Origin of the sequence: Streptomyces sp. NPDC088252, from assembly GCF_044740965.1 — a bacterium.
In the GTDB taxonomy this organism is placed as follows: domain Bacteria; phylum Actinomycetota; class Actinomycetes; order Streptomycetales; family Streptomycetaceae; genus Streptomyces.
Window position 1 is genome coordinate 507,701 of record NZ_JBIURS010000003.1, and the last position, 15,687, is coordinate 523,387.

Sequence of the window (15,687 nt, forward strand, 5' to 3'; positions counted from 1 at the left end):
CGTGGCGTCAGCCCCGCAGGTTCCGGCGCACGGGCCCGGGATCTTCTTCCCCGGGCGATTCGCGCATGCTTCGAAGCGGTGACAGGACGTACGGGAGGATGCTCGACGTCATGCCGACGGCCCCGATCCACAACGTGGTCCGGGCTCCGAACGCGGAGCCCGAGACTCCCCCCAGAAACCCGCCGAGCGGAATGCCGCCCCAGGACACGAACCGGGCCGTCGCGCTCGTGCGGCCCAGGAGGCGATCCGGTGCGAGGGTCTGCTGGAAGCTGGATTGGGCCACAAAGCGGATGACCCCGCCCAGGGAGAGGGACGCGAGTCCGAGCGCGGCCGCGTACACGCTCCACCCCGGATGCGCCATCGGCATCAGCACGGTCGGCGGACACGTGACAAGGGGTGCCAGCCAGATGACCGGACCCTGCCCGACCCGCTTCGAGACCCTGGTCGCCGTCAGCGCACCCAGCAGCGCACCACAGCCCATTCCCGACAGAATGAGGCCGATACCGAAGGAATCGAGGTCCATCTCCCTCTTCAGGAAGACCAGCAACATGGTTTGGTACATGATCAGGAAGAGGTTGAACATCGCATCCCCCAGAATGATCGCGCGCAGGGCGGAATGCTTGAGAACGAATGCCAATCCCTCTTTGATGTCCCTGAGCAGCCGAGGGTGATCGCTCCGCTCCGGTTTCTGTTCGCGTTTGCGGATACCGGTCGCGAGCAGACCCGACATCGCCATCCCGGCCGAACTCACCAGAAGCGTCGCAGGGGCTCCGAGCCAGCCGATCAGCGGCCCCGCCATCCCTGGTCCGCCGATGCTCGTCACGGAGCGTATCGCCGAGAGTTTCGAGTTCCCTTCGACGAGGTTGCCGCGCCCCACCAGGTGCGGCAAACAGCTGGCGTACGCGACGTCGAAGAAGACCGTCAGCACGCCGTGAGCCAACGCGACGGCGTAGAGCCACCAGATCGTCAGAACGTCCGACCACCACGCCACCGGTATCGTCGAGAGGGCCACCGCCCTCGCGAGATCCGTGCTGATCATCACCGATCGCTTGCGCATGCGGTCCACCCACGCGCCCGCCGGCAGCCCGACCAGGAGCGAGCCCGCCGTGGTCGTCGCGGTCAGCACTCCGACCTGGAACTCGTCGGCGTCCAAGGCCACGATGGCAACCAGGGGCAGTGCCAGAAAGATGACGCGATCGCCCAGTTGGCCGAGCGCGGTGGCGGCGGACAAGCGCCCGAAGTCCGGATCGCGCAGGAGTCCGAACCGGGGGGACATCGACATGTGGGTCACCTACCGCCGGCTCCAGAGGTCACTCCACCGGCTTCGACGGGCTGCGGCCGGTCGACTCCGAACTCGTAGGCCACTTCCCGGCGCACGTCCGGAATGACCATGTCGGCGGTTTCCACCGGACGTCCCCCGGTGTCGTAGATGGTCCGCTCGATCTGGAGCACCAGGTCCCCGACGCCGATCCCCAACAGGTTCGCCTGTGCCTGGGTGGCACGCGCCGGGCGCGGCAGTTCGACCACGGTCTCGATGTCCACGCCGATGAGCCGCATGCGCGCGACGACCCCCTTTCCCGCGAGGGGGCCCGTCTCGGGCAGCACGATCGGCGTTCCGCCCGTGATGGCCATCGGCTCCCAGGATTCGGAGAGCTGGACGGGCTGCCCGTCGGCGAGGAATTCGTAGCGCGTGTTGACGCAGAGGTCCCCGGGACCGATGGCGAGCCTCTCGGCGATCGCCTCGGGGGCGGGGACCCGCGCCCGGCTGTGCGCATCCCAGGCGCCGGCCCTGCCCCGCTCCTCCATGCCGGCGAGGAAGCGGGGGCCGCCCCGGCGTTCGCGGTGCCGCGAACGGACCATCCGCAGGCGCTCGCGCGGCATGCGGACGTAGGTGCCCGAGCCCGCGCGTCCTTCGAGGAGGCCCATGACGATCAAACCGTCGACGGCCCTCTGCGTGACGTTGCGCCCGACCTCGTACTCCTCGGCGAGCCGCGCCCGGGACGGCAGGCGCTCCCCGACTCCCCACTCTCCCGCGAGAATCCGTGCGCGCAGCGCGTCGGCGACTGCGAGGTACTGCGCCTCTCGGGGCATGTGCGACCCTCCGGTTGCTCTGCTGCGCGGCAGCTGGTGATTCCAGGCGGAGTCGGCAAGCTACTGCACCGGGCGGAAGCTACTGGAGCAGAAACACGTTCGGTGCGCGCGGGCGCTCGACGGGCGGCAGCACGGGCGGGGCCCTTTCTGGTGGACCGCGATGAGGAGTGCCCCGTGACTCCGTCCGGCCAGGCCACCGCCAGAACGCAGTGGGGCGGTGGGCCCGCCGGCCCACCGCCCCACTCACCCGCGTACGGGAGTTACTGGATGACCGTGATCCGGTCCGTCGCCGGCGGGGCCAGCGGCGCGGCGGCCGTCGAGTGGGCCGCCAGGTAGGCGTTGAAGACGTCCAGGTCGGAGGGGCCGACGAGCTTGTTGGTGCCCTGGCCGAGTGCCGCGAAGCCGTCGCCGCCGCCCGCCAGGAACTCGTTCATGGCGACGCGGTAGGTCTTCGCGGGGTCGATCGCCTCACCGTTCAGCTTGATGGTGTCGGTGACCACGCGGTCCGCGCCCGTCTTCGTCATGTCCAGGGTGTAGGTGAGGCCCTTGGACACCTGAAGGATCTTCGGGCTGGCCTCGTTGGAGCCGCTGACCTGCTGCTGGAGTGCGGTGACCAGCTGGGCGCCGGTCAGGTCGACGACGTTCATCATGTTGGTGAACGGCTGCACGGTGAAGGACTCGCCGTACGTCACCACCCCGTCGCCCTCACTGCCGGTCGCCTTGTAGACCAGGTCCGCCCGGATACCGCCCGGGTTCATGAAGGCGACGACCGCCCCGCCCTTGTCCGCCGGGGCCAGGCCCTCCAGCTGGGCGTCCGCGATCAGGTTGCCGAGCGGCTTCTCGGGGGCCGTGGAGCCGCGGCCGTTGATGTCGGCGCTGATGTAGCCCTGCGGCTTGTTCGCGATGGGCGCCGCGAGGGCGTTCCAGCGGGCGATCAGGGCCGTCATGTCGTTGGCCTTGGGCTGGTCCCGGCTGACGATGTGGTTGACCGACTTCGGGTTCGCGGCGCTGGCCGACTTCACCGACGTACGCACGATGTCGTTGGTGCGGCGGTCGTAGGTGAGGGTCGTGTCGGTGTAGAGCTTGCCGAACGACGATGCCGAGGTGACCATGCGCGGGTTGCCCGCCGGGTCCGGGATCGTGCAGACGTACGCCTGGTGGGTGTGGCCGGTGACCAGCGCGTCGACCTTGGGCGTGATGCCCTTGGCGATGTCGACGATCGGCCCGGAGATGCCGTCACCGGCGCCGGAGCTGTCGCAGTCGTAGTTGTACGAGGTGGAAGCCGGCTGCCCGCCCTCGTGGATCAGCGCGACGATGGACTTGACGCCCTGACGGTCCAGCTCCTTGGCGTACTTGTTGATCGTCTCGATCTCGTCGTGGAACTTCAGGCCCTTGACGCCGTTGGCCGTGACGATGTTCGGCGTGCCCTCCAGGGTCACCCCGATGAAGCCGATCTTGACGCCGTTCTTCTTCCACACCGTGTACGGCTTGAGGATCGGCTTGCCGGTCTTCTCGTTCGTCACGTTGGCGGCGAGGTAGGGGAAGTCCGCACCCTTGAACTTCTTGCCCTTCTCGTAGCAGCCCTCGACCGGGTGGCAGCCACCGTTCTGGAGGCGGGCCAGTTCGGTGGCGCCCTCGTCGAACTCGTGGTTGCCGACGGTCGTCACATCGAGGTCGATCTTGTTGAGCGCCTCGATGGTCGGCTCGTCGTGGAAGAGACCGGACAGCAGCGGGCTCGCGCCCACCATGTCGCCGCCGGCCGCGGTGATCGAGTACGGGTGTCCCTTGCGCGCGGTACGGAGCGAGGACGCGAGGTACTCGACGCCACCGGCCGCAATCGCCCTCGTCGTGCCGTCGGCCTGCGTCTCGGTGACCGTGCCCGCCGAGCCGGCCGGCGGCTCCAGGTTTCCGTGCAGGTCGTTGAAGGACAGCAGTTGTACGTCGACGGTACTGGCCGGCTTGTGTCGGCCGTGGTCATCGCCATGGCCGCGGTCCTGGGCGCCGGCCGGCATCGCGGCGACGAGCGCGCCGACGGTGGCGAGCCCGGCCGCGGCGGCGAGCACCCGCCGGGACGCGCGGTTCTTCTGCGGTGTCGCTGACATCGGTCCCCTTGTGAGTTCAGCGTGAGGTGTGAGGGTGATGGTGAGTCTGGAGACTTCGTGCCGCAGCCTAGGGTCAACGCGCGTAGCGCGACAGGTGTACGGGGTTACGAACTGGTTGCCATGCGGTCGGAATCAGGGTCAACTTCCGCTTATCGCCTGCATGGCGCACATATGCGGGCAGAATCACCCCTCCGCGTCCCGCCGAATCCACCTGCGCCGCGCCGCACCCGGCCCTGGCGACCGACCGCCGTCGCAGCGAGCCGGCCGGCAACCGGGCTCGGCGCGTCGGCACCGCTCGCCCGCCCGGCACCCGGGCGCGGTGGTCCGCCCACCTCGTCCGCCCACCTCGTCGGCGCCGCTCGCCGAAGCCCCCCGGGGCGCTCCCACGCGGCGCCCGCCCCCCGCCGTCCAGGGCCCGTCCGGCAGCCCGCGCCCCCGCAAGCCGCCCGACGCCCGCCCCATCCCCGTACGCTCGTACACATGACGACTGACGTACCTCTCCCCGCCCCCGGACGTGAGATCCAGACGCTCGACGCGCTCTCCCCCGAACAGGCCGACGCCGTGTCCGGTCTGCTCGCCGAGGCGGCCCGGTCCGACGGCAGGCAGGCCGTGTCCGAGCAGGGGCGGCTGCAGCTGCGGGGCGGACGGCGCGAGGGCGTGCGGCATCTGCTGCTGACCAGCGGGACGGTCCTGGTCGGGTATGCGCAACTGGAGGACACCGACCCCGTCGAGGCGCCCGCCGCCGAACTGGTCGTGCATCCGGCGTACCGCGGACAGGGACACGGGCGGGCACTGGGCGCGGCGCTGCTCGCCGTGACCGGGAAGCGGCTGCGGGTGTGGGCGCACGGCGGGAAGTCCGCGGCCCGGCATCTCGCACAGGTCCTCGGCCTCTCCCTCTTCCGCGAACTGCGCCAGCTGCGCCGCCCGTTGAGCCCGCTGGACATCGCCGAGCCGGTGCTGCCGCCCGGTGTCACCATCCGCACCTTCGTGCCCGGCGAGGACGACGCCGCCTGGCTCGCGGTGAACCGGGCCGCCTTCGCCCACCACCCCGAACAGGGCTCGCTGACCCAGCGCGACCTGGACGACCGCAAGGCGGAGCCCTGGTTCGACCCGAAGGGGTTCTTCCTGGCCGAGCGCGACGGCGAGCTGATCGGCTTCCACTGGACGAAGGTGCACGCCGAGGAGCGCCTCGGCGAGGTGTACGTCGTGGGCATCCGGCCCGACGCGCAGGGTGGTGGGCTCGGCAAGGCGCTCACCGCGATCGGGCTGCGCCATCTGGCCGCCGAGGGGCTGCCGACCGCGATGCTCTACGTCGACGCGGACAACAAAGCGGCCCTGGCCGTCTACGAACGGATGGGCTTCGCGACGCACGAGGTGGACCTGATGTACCGCACGGAGTCCTGAGCCGCGGCACGGAGGAAGGGGCGGCGCCGCTTGACGCCGCCCCTTTCTTGCGTCACTCTTTCACTACTTCATTAGTGAAAGGGGTGAACATGGCAGAGTCCGCAGCGGTCGAATACCGCATCGACCGGCGCAGCGGTATCGCCACGTACCTCCAGATCGTCCAGCAGACCAAGCAGGCCCTGCGCCTCGGTCTGCTGGAGCCCGGCGACCGGCTGCCCACCGCGCGGGAGGTCGTCGAGGCCACCGCCATCAACCCGAACACCGTGCTCAAGGCGTACCGGGAACTGGAGCGCGAGGGCCTCGTCGAGGGCCGACGGGGGCTCGGCACCTTCGTCACCCGGACCCTCGGCGGCGTGGCGGCCGCCGACGATGCGCCGCTGCGCGCCGAGCTCGCCGACTGGGCCCGCCGGGCCCGCACGGCCGGACTGGAGAAGGACGACGTGAGCGCGCTCTTCACCGCCGTACTGGACAAGACCTACGAGGGAGATCAGGCCGGATGACAGGCGCTGCGATCGAGGCCGTCGGCCTCGGCATGAAGTACCGGGGCAGGGGCGGGGGCTGGGTGCTTCGCGACTGCTCGTTCCGGCTGCCCACCGGGCGCGTGTGCGCCCTCGTCGGCCCCAACGGCGCGGGCAAGTCCACCCTGCTCGCCCTGGTGGCCGGTTTTCTGCGCCCCACCGAGGGGACGGTACGGGTGCTGGACGGGGCGCCGGGCGGGGCGCGGGCCCGGATGGCCTTCGTGGCCCAGGACAAGCCGCTCTACCCGCAGTTGACGGTGGCCGAGACCCTCTGGGCGGGAGCCGAACTGAACCCCGGAACATGGGACCAGGACACCGCCGAACGCATCACCGGGGAGCTTCCGCGCGACGCCCGGGTCCGTCACCTCTCCGGCGGACAGCGCACCCGGCTCGCCCTGGCCCTCGCGCTCGGCAAGCGGCCCGAACTGCTCCTGCTGGACGAGCCGATGGCCGACCTCGACCCGCTCGCCCGCCACCAGCTGATGGGCGCCCTGATGGCCGAGGCCGCCGAGCGCTCCACCACCATCGTGATGTCCTCGCACATCCTCACCGAGCTGGAAGGCGCCTGCGACTACCTCCTGCTCGTCGACAACGGCCGGGTCCGCCTCGGCGGCGAGACGGACGATCTGGTCGCCGCGCACACCCTGCTCACCGGCCCGGTACGGGACACCGCACCGCACACCGTCGTCGAGTCCCGCACCGCGGGGCGTGTGCAGACCACCCTCGTACGGATGGAGGGCCCGGTGGACACCGGCGTCTGGGAGACCGCGGAACCCTCGCTGGAGGAACTGCTGCTCGCGCATCTGCGGTCACCGGAGGCTCCCGCACTGCTGACGCCGAGCGCCGAGACCGGCAAGGAGGTGGCGGCCGTATGAACGCCATCGGTCTGTTCGGCCCGGCCCGGGTCGTCGTACGCCAGCACCGCCTCACGCTGTGGATCGCCGCCGGCCTCGCACTCGTGGGGATCGCCGCCGTGGTCGCCACCGCCCTGTGGACGGCCTCCGTCTCCGGCACGTTCGCGGGCACCGACTGCTCGGTGGAGAACACCGTCCGGGGATGCGGCGTCACCGTCCGCCACTTCCTCGGCGCCGAACTCCGCCTCAGCCGCGCCGTCGATTACGCGGGCCTGGTGATGATGCTCCTGCCCGCGTCCATCGGCATGTTCGTCGCCGGCCCGCTGATCGCGCGGGAGCTGGAGAACGGCACGTACAGGCTGTCCTGGTCCCAGTCGCTCTCGCCCGCGCGCTGGCTCGCCGCGAAGCTCGCCGTGCCCGTCGTGCTGACCCTGGCCGGGGTCTCCGTACTGTCCGCCGTCTCCGCCTGGGCCTGGTCGCGGGCGAAGACGACCCACTACCCGAAGAACTGGTACGAACGGGACGTCTACGGCGCGATGGGCACCGTCCCCGTCGGCTACGCCCTCCTCATGCTCGCCCTCGGTGCGCTCGCCGGGCTGCTGCTGCGGCGCACCGTCTCCGCGATGGTCGTGACGGTGATCGGGTACGGGGCACTCGTCATGGCCCTGAACTCCGTGCGCAACGGTCTGTGGCCGACACTGACGGCGACGTCCGGCGCGGCGGACGGCCACCGGTTCCCGGAGGGGGTCGCCGACGCCGGACAGGGCTGGCTCACCAGCGGCGGGGAACGGCTGTCCGCCGACGTCTGCCGGACCGCCGCCGACCTCGAAAGCTGCCTGGCCGACAAGAACATCGCCCTGCGCTACCTCGACTACCACCCCGCCTCGCACTTCTGGCCGCTCCAGCTCGTCGAGACCGGCATCCTGCTCGCCCTCGCCGCCCTCGCGGTCGCGCTCTCCTTCCGGGTGCTGCGCCGCCGTCACGGCTGAGCAGAACGTCGTTCCGGGCCCCGCACACGGGCCCGGAACGGCCCCTGGGGCGCATCCGCGCACCCGCACACCGCTTCCTGCACGTCATGTCGCCGTTACCGGCCATTCAGAAGGGCTTGCGACCCTCTCAGGATGCAGCCAGCTGTGCCGACCCCCCACCACGGGAGAAATCCCGGCGGAGACCGCGCGAACCACACGAACCGTGCGTTTAACGCGATCTCCGCACACTCCGGCGCGCCCTCCAAGCCCCTGACGCGGAAGAATGGGGGCATGAGCCAGCAGCCCAGCTCCGAGGTCCCGGTCCAGCCCACCGTGCAGCCGTCGGTGGGCACGCTCGCCGCGCACCGGCCGCGCGCCGTCGCCTCGTCCGCGTCCGACGGAGCGCTGTCCACCCGGGCCGACCTCGATCCCGACATCGACGCCGACGTCGACGCGTACGAACCCGATGTCGACGGCGACGAACTGCCCCACGGCCGATTCCTGGACCGGGAGCGCAGTTGGCTCGCGTTCAACGAACGCGTACTCGAATTGGCCGAGGACCCGGCGACGCCCCTCCTCGAACGGGCGAATTTCCTCGCCATCTTCGCCTCGAACCTGGACGAGTTCTTCATGGTCCGGGTGGCCGGGCTGAAGCGCCGCATCGCCACCGGTGTGGCCACCCGCTCCGCCTCCGGCCTCCAGCCCCGCGAGGTCCTCGACCTGATCTGGACCCGCTCGCGCGAACTCATGGCCCGGCACGCCGCCTGCTACCAGCAGGACGTCGCCCCCGCCCTGTCCGACGAGGGCATACAGCTGATCCGCTGGCCCGAGCTGACCGAGAAGGAACAGGCCCGCCTGTTCACCTTCTTCCGGCAGCGCGTCTTCCCCGTGCTGACCCCGCTGGCCGTCGACCCGGCGCACCCCTTCCCGTACATCTCGGGCCTCTCGCTCAACCTGGCCGTCGTCGTACGCAACCCGGTCAGCGGCCACCGCCACTTCGCCCGGGTCAAGGTGCCGCCGCTGCTGACCCGCTTCCTGGAGGCGTCGCCGCAGCGGTACGTGCCCATAGAGGACGTCATCGCCGCCCACCTCGAAGAACTCTTCCCGGGCATGGAGGTCCTCGCCCATCACATGTTCCGGGTCACCAGGAACGAGGACCTGGAGGTCGAGGAGGACGACGCCGAGAACCTCCTCAAGGCCCTGGAGAAAGAACTCATGCGGCGCCGCTTCGGCCCCCCGGTCCGCCTGGAGGTCGAGGAGTCCATCGACCCGTACGTGCTGGACCTGCTCGTCCGCGAGCTGAAGGTGTCCGACGCCGAGGTCTACCCGCTGCCCGGTCCGCTCGACCTCACCGGGCTCTTCGGCATCGCCTCCCTGGACCGGCCCGAGCTGAAGTTCCCCAAATTCATCGCGGGCACCCACCGCGATCTCGCCGAGGTCGAATCCGCCTCCGCGCCCGACATCTTCGCCGCCCTGCGTGAACGCGACGTGCTCCTGCACCATCCGTACGACTCGTTCTCCACCTCCGTACAGGCGTTCCTGGAACAGGCCGCGAGCGACCCCGACGTCCTGGCCATCAAGCAGACCCTGTACCGGACTTCGGGCGAATCACCGATCGTGGAAGCACTCATCGACGCCGCCGAGTCCGGCAAGCAGGTCCTCGTGCTCGTCGAGATCAAGGCCCGCTTCGACGAGCAGGCCAACATCAAGTGGGCGCGCAAGCTGGAGGAGTCCGGCTGCCACGTCGTCTACGGGCTCGTCGGTCTCAAGACCCACTGCAAGCTCTCGCTCGTCGTCCGCCAGGAGGGCGACACACTGCGCCGCTACTCGCACGTGGGCACCGGCAACTACCACCCCAAGACCGCCCGGCTGTACGAGGACCTCGGCCTGCTGACCACCGACCCGCAGGTCGGCGCGGACCTCTCCGACCTCTTCAACCGGCTCTCCGGCTACTCCCGCCGCGAGACCTATCGCCGCCTCCTGGTCGCCCCGAGGTCTCTGCGCGACGGGCTGATCACCCGTATAAACAAGGAGATCACGCACCAGCGGGCCGGGCGCAGCGCCTACGTCCGCATCAAGGTCAACTCGATGGTCGACGAGGCGATCATCGACGCCTGCTACCGGGCCGCGATGGCGGGTGTGCCGGTGGACATCTGGGTACGCGGCATCTGCGCGATCCGCCCGGGCGTCCCCGGCCTCTCCGAGAACATCCGGGTCCGCTCGATACTGGGCCGCTTCCTCGAACACTCCCGGATCTTCTCGTTCGGCAACGGCGGCGAACCCGAAGTGTGGTTCGGCAGCGCCGACATGATGCACCGCAACCTCGACCGCCGGATCGAAGCACTGGTCCGGGTCACCGATCCCGCCCACCGCGCCGCGCTCAGCCGGCTCCTGGAGACCGGCATGGCCGACACCACCTCCTCCTGGCACCTCGGTTCCGACGGGAACTGGACCCGGCACGCCAGGGACGCGGACGGCCAGCCGCTGCGGCACGTACAGGAAATGCTCATTGACGCCCGGAGGCGCCGGCGTGCGACGCCATGACCACCAGACGACGCAGGCGGACCTTACGGCAGGGGCGGTGCTCGCGCCCTACCTGCAGGAACAGGCCGCCGAATTCCTGCGCAGCCTGCGCCTGCACCGCGAGAACAGCGCCCCCACGGACGCCGGAAGCCACGCCGCCGAGGAGGCCGCCGGTGCACTGCGCCGCTCGTCCCGGCGGATCGGCGGCACACTGCACACCTTCCGGGCAGCACTGGACACGGCCTGGGCCGAGCAGCTCCGCACCGAACTTGCCTGGCTCTCGGGCACCCTGGCCCGGGAACACGCCTACGCGACCCGGCTGAACCGGCTCCTCGAAGCGCTGCACACCCTGTCCGGCACCTCGCTGCCCGCAGCCCGGACGGGAACCGGCTCCGGATCCGGCGCCGACAGCAAGGAGCGCGCGGCCCTCGATGTCGGCGCGGCCCGCGCCGGTGCGCTGCTGGAACGACAGCTGACCCTCGCCCGGACCCGCGCCCACTCCGCGGCCCTCCAGGCGCTCGGCTCCTCCCGCTTCCACGCGGTGGCCGACGCCGTCGCGCTGCTCGCCTCCGAGGTCCCGCTCGCCACGACGGCCACCGCGCCGGCCGAGGAGATGCTGCACGGGCCCGCCGACCGGGCCGAACAACAGCTGCTCGGCGCGGTGGCCGCCCTCCCCTCGGACGAGGCGGTCGAGCCGTACAACGAGGCACAGGACGCGCCCTGGCACCGGACCCGGCTGCTGCTGCGGCTGCACCGGTACGCCCGCGAGGTGATGCGGGGTGCCCCCGATCCGGCCCTGGCCGCGTCGGGGCACGCGCTCGACCTGCACCGCGACGCCGCGGAGGCGGCGGCCGCGGCGGCGTCGGCGGCCCGCACCCCCCGGATCGCGCCCGCCACCGCGTACGCCCTGGGAGTGCTCCACGCCGATCAGCGGCACGAGGTGGAAGCGGCGCGCAGTGTGTTCCGGGAGAGCTGGCCGTACACGGCGGCAGCGGTGGTCGCGCCGTGACCGGACCGACAGATGACCGCGGCGGCAAGCGCACCGCGACCGGACCCGTGCTCGCCGCGGGGTGTGTGCTGTGGCGCCGGTCGGAACACTCCGGCGATCTGGAGGTCTGCCTGGTCCACCGGCCCCGTTACGACGACTGGTCGCACCCCAAGGGCAAGCTGAAGCGCGGCGAGTCCGCGCTGGACGGCGCGATGCGCGAGGTTCTGGAGGAGACCGGCCACCACTGCGCGCCGGGCGCCCCGTTGCCCACCGTCCGGTACACCGTGAACGGGCGTCCCAAAGAGGTCGCCTACTGGGCGGCCGAGGCGACCGGCGGCGCATTCCTACCGAACGCCGAGGTCGACCGGGTGAGCTGGCTCTCCCCGGCGGCAGCCCGCGCCCGGCTCACCCGGCCCCACGACCGGGACGTGCTGGACGCCCTGCTCGCCGGCCTGTCGAGCGCCTGACGGGGCCGACGGGGCCGACGGGGCCGATCACCTGACGCGGCGGGAGCCGAGCCCGTCGAGGGGCGAGCCGGGCCGTCGAGGCCACGGGGCGCGAGGCCGGGCCCCTCGACGGGAGAGCCGGGCCCGTCGAAGCCACGGGGCGGGCACGAGTCCCCCGTTCACCGGCAGAGGACCCGCGTCCCGCACCGGCGCGGAAGAACCGCACCGTCCGACACGGTTCACCTCCCGTTCACTCTCCCCCGTAGGTGGCTTCACCTGTTCTGCCTAACTTCGGCGGTGCACGGTGCGCGGCGCAACGCCGGAGCACCCACCACCTCGCACGCCGTCGTAGAACGAATAGACCTCGGCGGCTCCTGGAAGGAACACCCGAAAGTGAAGCTTCAGCGCAAGAACCGGCTTCGTGCCACCGCGCTCGGTGCCCTCGCCGTCTCCGGCGCCCTGGTCCTCACGGCGTGCGGTTCGGACAACAACAGCGAGGGGTCCACCGGCGGCAACGGCGGCAAGACGAGCGCCGCGTCGAACGTCAAGTGCGACGGCGCCAAGGGCCAGCTGCTCGCCTCCGGCTCCAGCGCGCAGAAGAACGCCATGGACCTGTGGGCCAAGAACTACATGGCCGGCTGCTCGGGCGTCGAGATCAACTACAAGTCGTCCTCCTCCGGTGAGGGCATCGTCGCCTTCAACCAGGGCACGGTCGGCTTCGCCGGTTCCGACTCGGCGCTGAAGCCCGAAGAGGTCGCCGACTCGAAGAAGATCTGCAAGACCGGCCAGGGCATCAACCTCCCGATGGTCGGCGGCCCGATCGCCATCGGCTACCACCTGGAAGGCGTCGACAACCTCACGCTGGACGCCCCCACTCTCGCCAAGATCTTCGACACCAAGATCAAGAAGTGGAACGACCCGGCGATCGCCAAGCTCAACAAGGGCGCGAAGCTGCCGGACAAGGCGATCCAGCCCTTCCACCGCTCCGAGGACTCCGGCACCACCCAGAACCTCGGCAAGTACCTGGGTGCCGCCGCCCCGAGCGACTGGAAGTACGAGGCCGAGAAGAAGTGGCCGGCCCCCGGTGGCCAGTCCGCGGTCAACTCCTCCGGTGTCGCCGCCCAGGTGAAGCAGGTCGACGGCTCGATCGGCTACTTCGAGCTCAGCTACGCCACCTCGCAGTCGATCCCCACCGTCGACATCGCCACCGGTGCCGCCGCCCCGGTCAAGGCCTCCTCGGAGAGCGCCTCCAAGGCCATCGCCGCCGCCAAGATCAAGGGCACCGGCAAGGACCTGGCGCTCGACCTCGACTACACCACCAAGGCCGACGGCGCCTACCCGATCGTCCTGGTGACCTACGAGGTCGTCTGTGACAAGGGCAACAAGGCCGAGACCCTGCCCACGGTCAAGTCCTTCCTGAACTACACCGCCGGTGACGAGGGCCAGAAGCTCCTCAGCGACGCGGGTTACGCGCCGATCCCGGCCGAGATCAACGCCAAGGTCCGCGAGACCATCGGCTCCCTCTCGTAACCGAGGCGCCCGACCGAGGCACAGAGCCTCACGCACGCCGGCACCACCAGCAACACCAGTAGCACGTCAGCAACACAGAGCGGGCCGGTCCGGTGCACCCCTCCGGACCGGCCCGCCACCACCCATCCGGTGCACCGCCGCCAGGGGAGCCACACCGCTCCCCCACACAGACCGGAAAGACCATGGCTTCCACCACACCGATAGACACGCCGCCGGCGCCGCCCGCGGCGCGCAAGCGCGTCAGGCCGAAGACCGGGCGCGCGGGCGACAAGATCTTCCTGGGCCTCTCCAGGGGCTCGGGCATTCTGCTGCTCGTCATCATGGCGTCGATCGCCGCGTTCCTCACCTACCGCGCCGCGCTCGCCATCTCCAAGGACGAGGGCAACTTCTTCACCACCCTGGACTGGAACCCGGCCGGCGACCCGCCGGTCTTCGGCATCGCGGTCCTCCTCTTCGGCACGATCGTCAGCTCGATCGTCGCGATGGCCATCGCCGTCCCGGTCGCTGTCGGCATCGCCCTGTTCATCTCGCACTACGCGCCGCGCAAGCTGGCCGCGCCCCTCGCGTACGTCGTCGATCTGCTCGCCGCAGTGCCGAGCATCGTGTACGGCATCTGGGGCGCCCTCTTCCTGGTCCCGTACCTGGAGGGCCTGAACCTCTGGCTCGACCAGTTCTTCGGCTGGACGTACCTCTTCGAGAAGACCGAGGTCGGCGTCGCCCGCTCCCTCTTCACCGTCGGCATCCTGCTCGCGATCATGATCCTGCCGATCGTGACCAGTGTCAGCCGCGAAGTCTTCCTCCAGGTCCCGAAGATGAACGAGGAAGCCGCCCTCGCCCTCGGCGCCACCCGCTGGGAGGTCATCCGCCTCTCGGTGCTGCCCTTCGGCCGCTCCGGCGTGATCTCCGCCTCGATGCTGGGCCTGGGCCGCGCGCTCGGCGAGACGATGGCCGTCGCCACGGTCCTGTCGCCGAGCTTCATCATCTCCGGGCATCTGCTCAATCCGGGTGGCGGAACGTTCGCCCAGAACATCGCCGCGAAGTTCGACGAGGCCGACCAGTTCGGGCGGGACGCCCTGATCGCCTCCGGCCTCGTCCTCTTCGTCCTCACTCTGCTGGTCAACGGCGCGGCCCGGCTGATCATCGCCCGCCGCAAGGAATACTCGGGGGCCAACGCATGAGCCAGGCAGCCAACACCGGCATACAGGAACGCCCCACCCCGATGGCGCCCGCACCCAGGACCAGCCTCAGCAGCCGTGCTCTCCCCCGCTGGGCCCCGCTCGCCTTCGCGGCCGTCGCGCTCGCGCTCGGCGTGGGCATCGGAGCGGCGGCGGGCTGGCGCAGCCACACCCAGTGGGGACTGTTCTCCGCCCTGCTCTTCGTCGTCATCTCGTACGTCACGACGACGGTCGTCGAGAACCAGCGCCAGGCCAAGGACCGGCTGGCCACCAGCATCGTCTGGGTGTGCTTCCTGCTGGCCGTCGTACCGCTCGCCTCGCTCCTGTGGACGACGGTCAGCCGCGGCGCGGAGCGCCTGGACGGGTACTTCCTGACCCACTCGATGGCCGGCGTGCTCGGCTCCGAGCCGACCGGCGGTGTCTACCACGCACTGATCGGAACACTGGAGCAGGTCGGCATCGCCACCCTGATCGCCGCCCCCATCGGCATGCTGACCGCCGTCTACCTGGTGGAGTACGGCAAGGGCGCGCTGGCGAAGTCCGTGACGTTCTTCGTCGACGTCATGACGGGCATCCCCTCCATCGTCGCCGGTCTCTTCATCCTCTCGATCATGCTGATGACGAAGACCGACCCGTCCGGTCTGATGGGTGCGCTGGCACTCACGATCCTGATGATCCCGGTCGTGGTCCGCTCCACCGAGGAGATGCTCAAGCTCGTCCCGAACGAGCTTCGTGAGGCATCGCTCGCCCTCGGCATCCCGAAGTGGCGCACCATCCTGAAGGTGGTCATACCGACCGCGATCGGCGGCATCACCACCGGTGTGATGCTCGCGATCGCCCGGATCGCCGGTGAGACCGCGCCGATCATGCTGCTGGTCTTCGGCAGCCAGATGATCAACGCCAATCCCTTCCAAGGCGCACAGTCCTCGCTCCCCTTCTACATCTGGGAGCAGTACAAGGTCGGCACCGACCAGTCGTACGACCGTGCCTGGGCCGCCGCTCTGGTCCTGATCGCCTTCGTCATGATCCTCAATCTGGTGGCCCGCGGCATCGCCCGCTGGAAGGCCCCGAAGACCGGCCGCTGACCG

General features: G+C 70.3%; 13 protein-coding genes. 10 read left to right on the plus strand and 3 right to left on the minus strand.

What is annotated here, in order from left to right; translation table 11 throughout:
• Positions 1–7: 7 nt before the first annotated feature.
• From ACIOHC_RS09420 to ACIOHC_RS09430, 3 genes are all read right to left on the minus strand, one after another.
• Entirely contained in the window at positions 8–1,282 is a 1,275-nt protein-coding gene (locus ACIOHC_RS09420) for an MFS transporter (protein WP_351081922.1), read from the minus strand.
• Between the two features lie 5 nt (positions 1,283–1,287).
• Positions 1,288–2,091, minus strand: coding sequence for a GntR family transcriptional regulator (locus tag ACIOHC_RS09425; RefSeq protein ID WP_365692980.1), 804 nt, complete (start codon positions 2,089–2,091; stop codon positions 1,288–1,290).
• Between the two features lie 260 nt (positions 2,092–2,351).
• A complete protein-coding gene (locus ACIOHC_RS09430) occupies positions 2,352–4,193 on the minus strand; it encodes a bifunctional metallophosphatase/5'-nucleotidase (RefSeq protein ID WP_351081927.1) in 1,842 nt (613 codons plus the stop codon).
• A gap of 480 nt (positions 4,194–4,673) precedes the next feature.
• Here ACIOHC_RS09430 and mshD point away from each other — a divergent pair, with 480 nt between their 5' ends.
• The 10 genes from mshD to pstA all read left to right on the plus strand — a co-directional run bounded on the left by mshD (position 4,674) and on the right by pstA (position 15,684).
• On the plus strand, positions 4,674–5,597 hold the full coding sequence (gene mshD, locus ACIOHC_RS09435; RefSeq protein ID WP_351081929.1) for a mycothiol synthase: 924 nt from the start codon (positions 4,674–4,676) through the stop codon (positions 5,595–5,597).
• Between the two features lie 89 nt (positions 5,598–5,686).
• Positions 5,687–6,097: a GntR family transcriptional regulator gene (locus tag ACIOHC_RS09440; RefSeq protein WP_351081931.1), complete on the plus strand. Its 411-nt coding sequence runs from the start codon at positions 5,687–5,689 to the stop codon at positions 6,095–6,097.
• A complete protein-coding gene (locus ACIOHC_RS09445; protein ID WP_365692977.1) occupies positions 6,094–6,990 on the plus strand; it encodes an ABC transporter ATP-binding protein in 897 nt (298 codons plus the stop codon). The genes ACIOHC_RS09440 and ACIOHC_RS09445 overlap by 4 nt, the downstream gene beginning before the upstream one ends.
• Positions 6,987–7,958 carry a hypothetical protein gene (locus ACIOHC_RS09450; RefSeq protein WP_365692976.1) on the plus strand — a complete coding sequence of 324 codons (972 nt, stop codon included), beginning with the start codon at positions 6,987–6,989 and terminating at the stop codon, positions 7,956–7,958. Before ACIOHC_RS09445 ends, ACIOHC_RS09450 begins: the two co-directional genes overlap by 4 nt.
• Positions 7,959–8,228: 270 nt before the next feature.
• Positions 8,229–10,481, plus strand: a complete 2,253-nt coding sequence (locus ACIOHC_RS09455) for an RNA degradosome polyphosphate kinase (RefSeq protein WP_351081937.1) — start codon at positions 8,229–8,231, stop codon at positions 10,479–10,481.
• Complete coding sequence (locus tag ACIOHC_RS09460) at positions 10,468–11,469, plus strand: CHAD domain-containing protein (RefSeq protein ID WP_365692974.1); 1,002 nt, start codon at positions 10,468–10,470, stop codon at positions 11,467–11,469. The genes ACIOHC_RS09455 and ACIOHC_RS09460 overlap by 14 nt, the downstream gene beginning before the upstream one ends.
• Complete coding sequence (locus ACIOHC_RS09465) at positions 11,466–11,915, plus strand: NUDIX hydrolase (RefSeq protein WP_365692972.1); 450 nt, start codon at positions 11,466–11,468, stop codon at positions 11,913–11,915. The genes ACIOHC_RS09460 and ACIOHC_RS09465 overlap by 4 nt, the downstream gene beginning before the upstream one ends.
• 372 nt (positions 11,916–12,287) lie before the next feature.
• Positions 12,288–13,424 (plus strand): phosphate ABC transporter substrate-binding protein PstS, encoded by a 1,137-nt coding sequence (gene pstS, locus ACIOHC_RS09470; RefSeq protein WP_351081943.1) that lies wholly within the window; start codon positions 12,288–12,290, stop codon positions 13,422–13,424.
• Between the two features lie 182 nt (positions 13,425–13,606).
• Positions 13,607–14,602, plus strand: coding sequence for a phosphate ABC transporter permease subunit PstC (gene pstC / locus ACIOHC_RS09475; protein WP_351081945.1), 996 nt, complete (start codon positions 13,607–13,609; stop codon positions 14,600–14,602).
• Entirely contained in the window at positions 14,599–15,684 is a 1,086-nt protein-coding gene (gene pstA / locus ACIOHC_RS09480; RefSeq protein ID WP_351081947.1) for a phosphate ABC transporter permease PstA, read from the plus strand. Before pstC ends, pstA begins: the two co-directional genes overlap by 4 nt.
• Positions 15,685–15,687 lie beyond the last annotated feature (3 nt).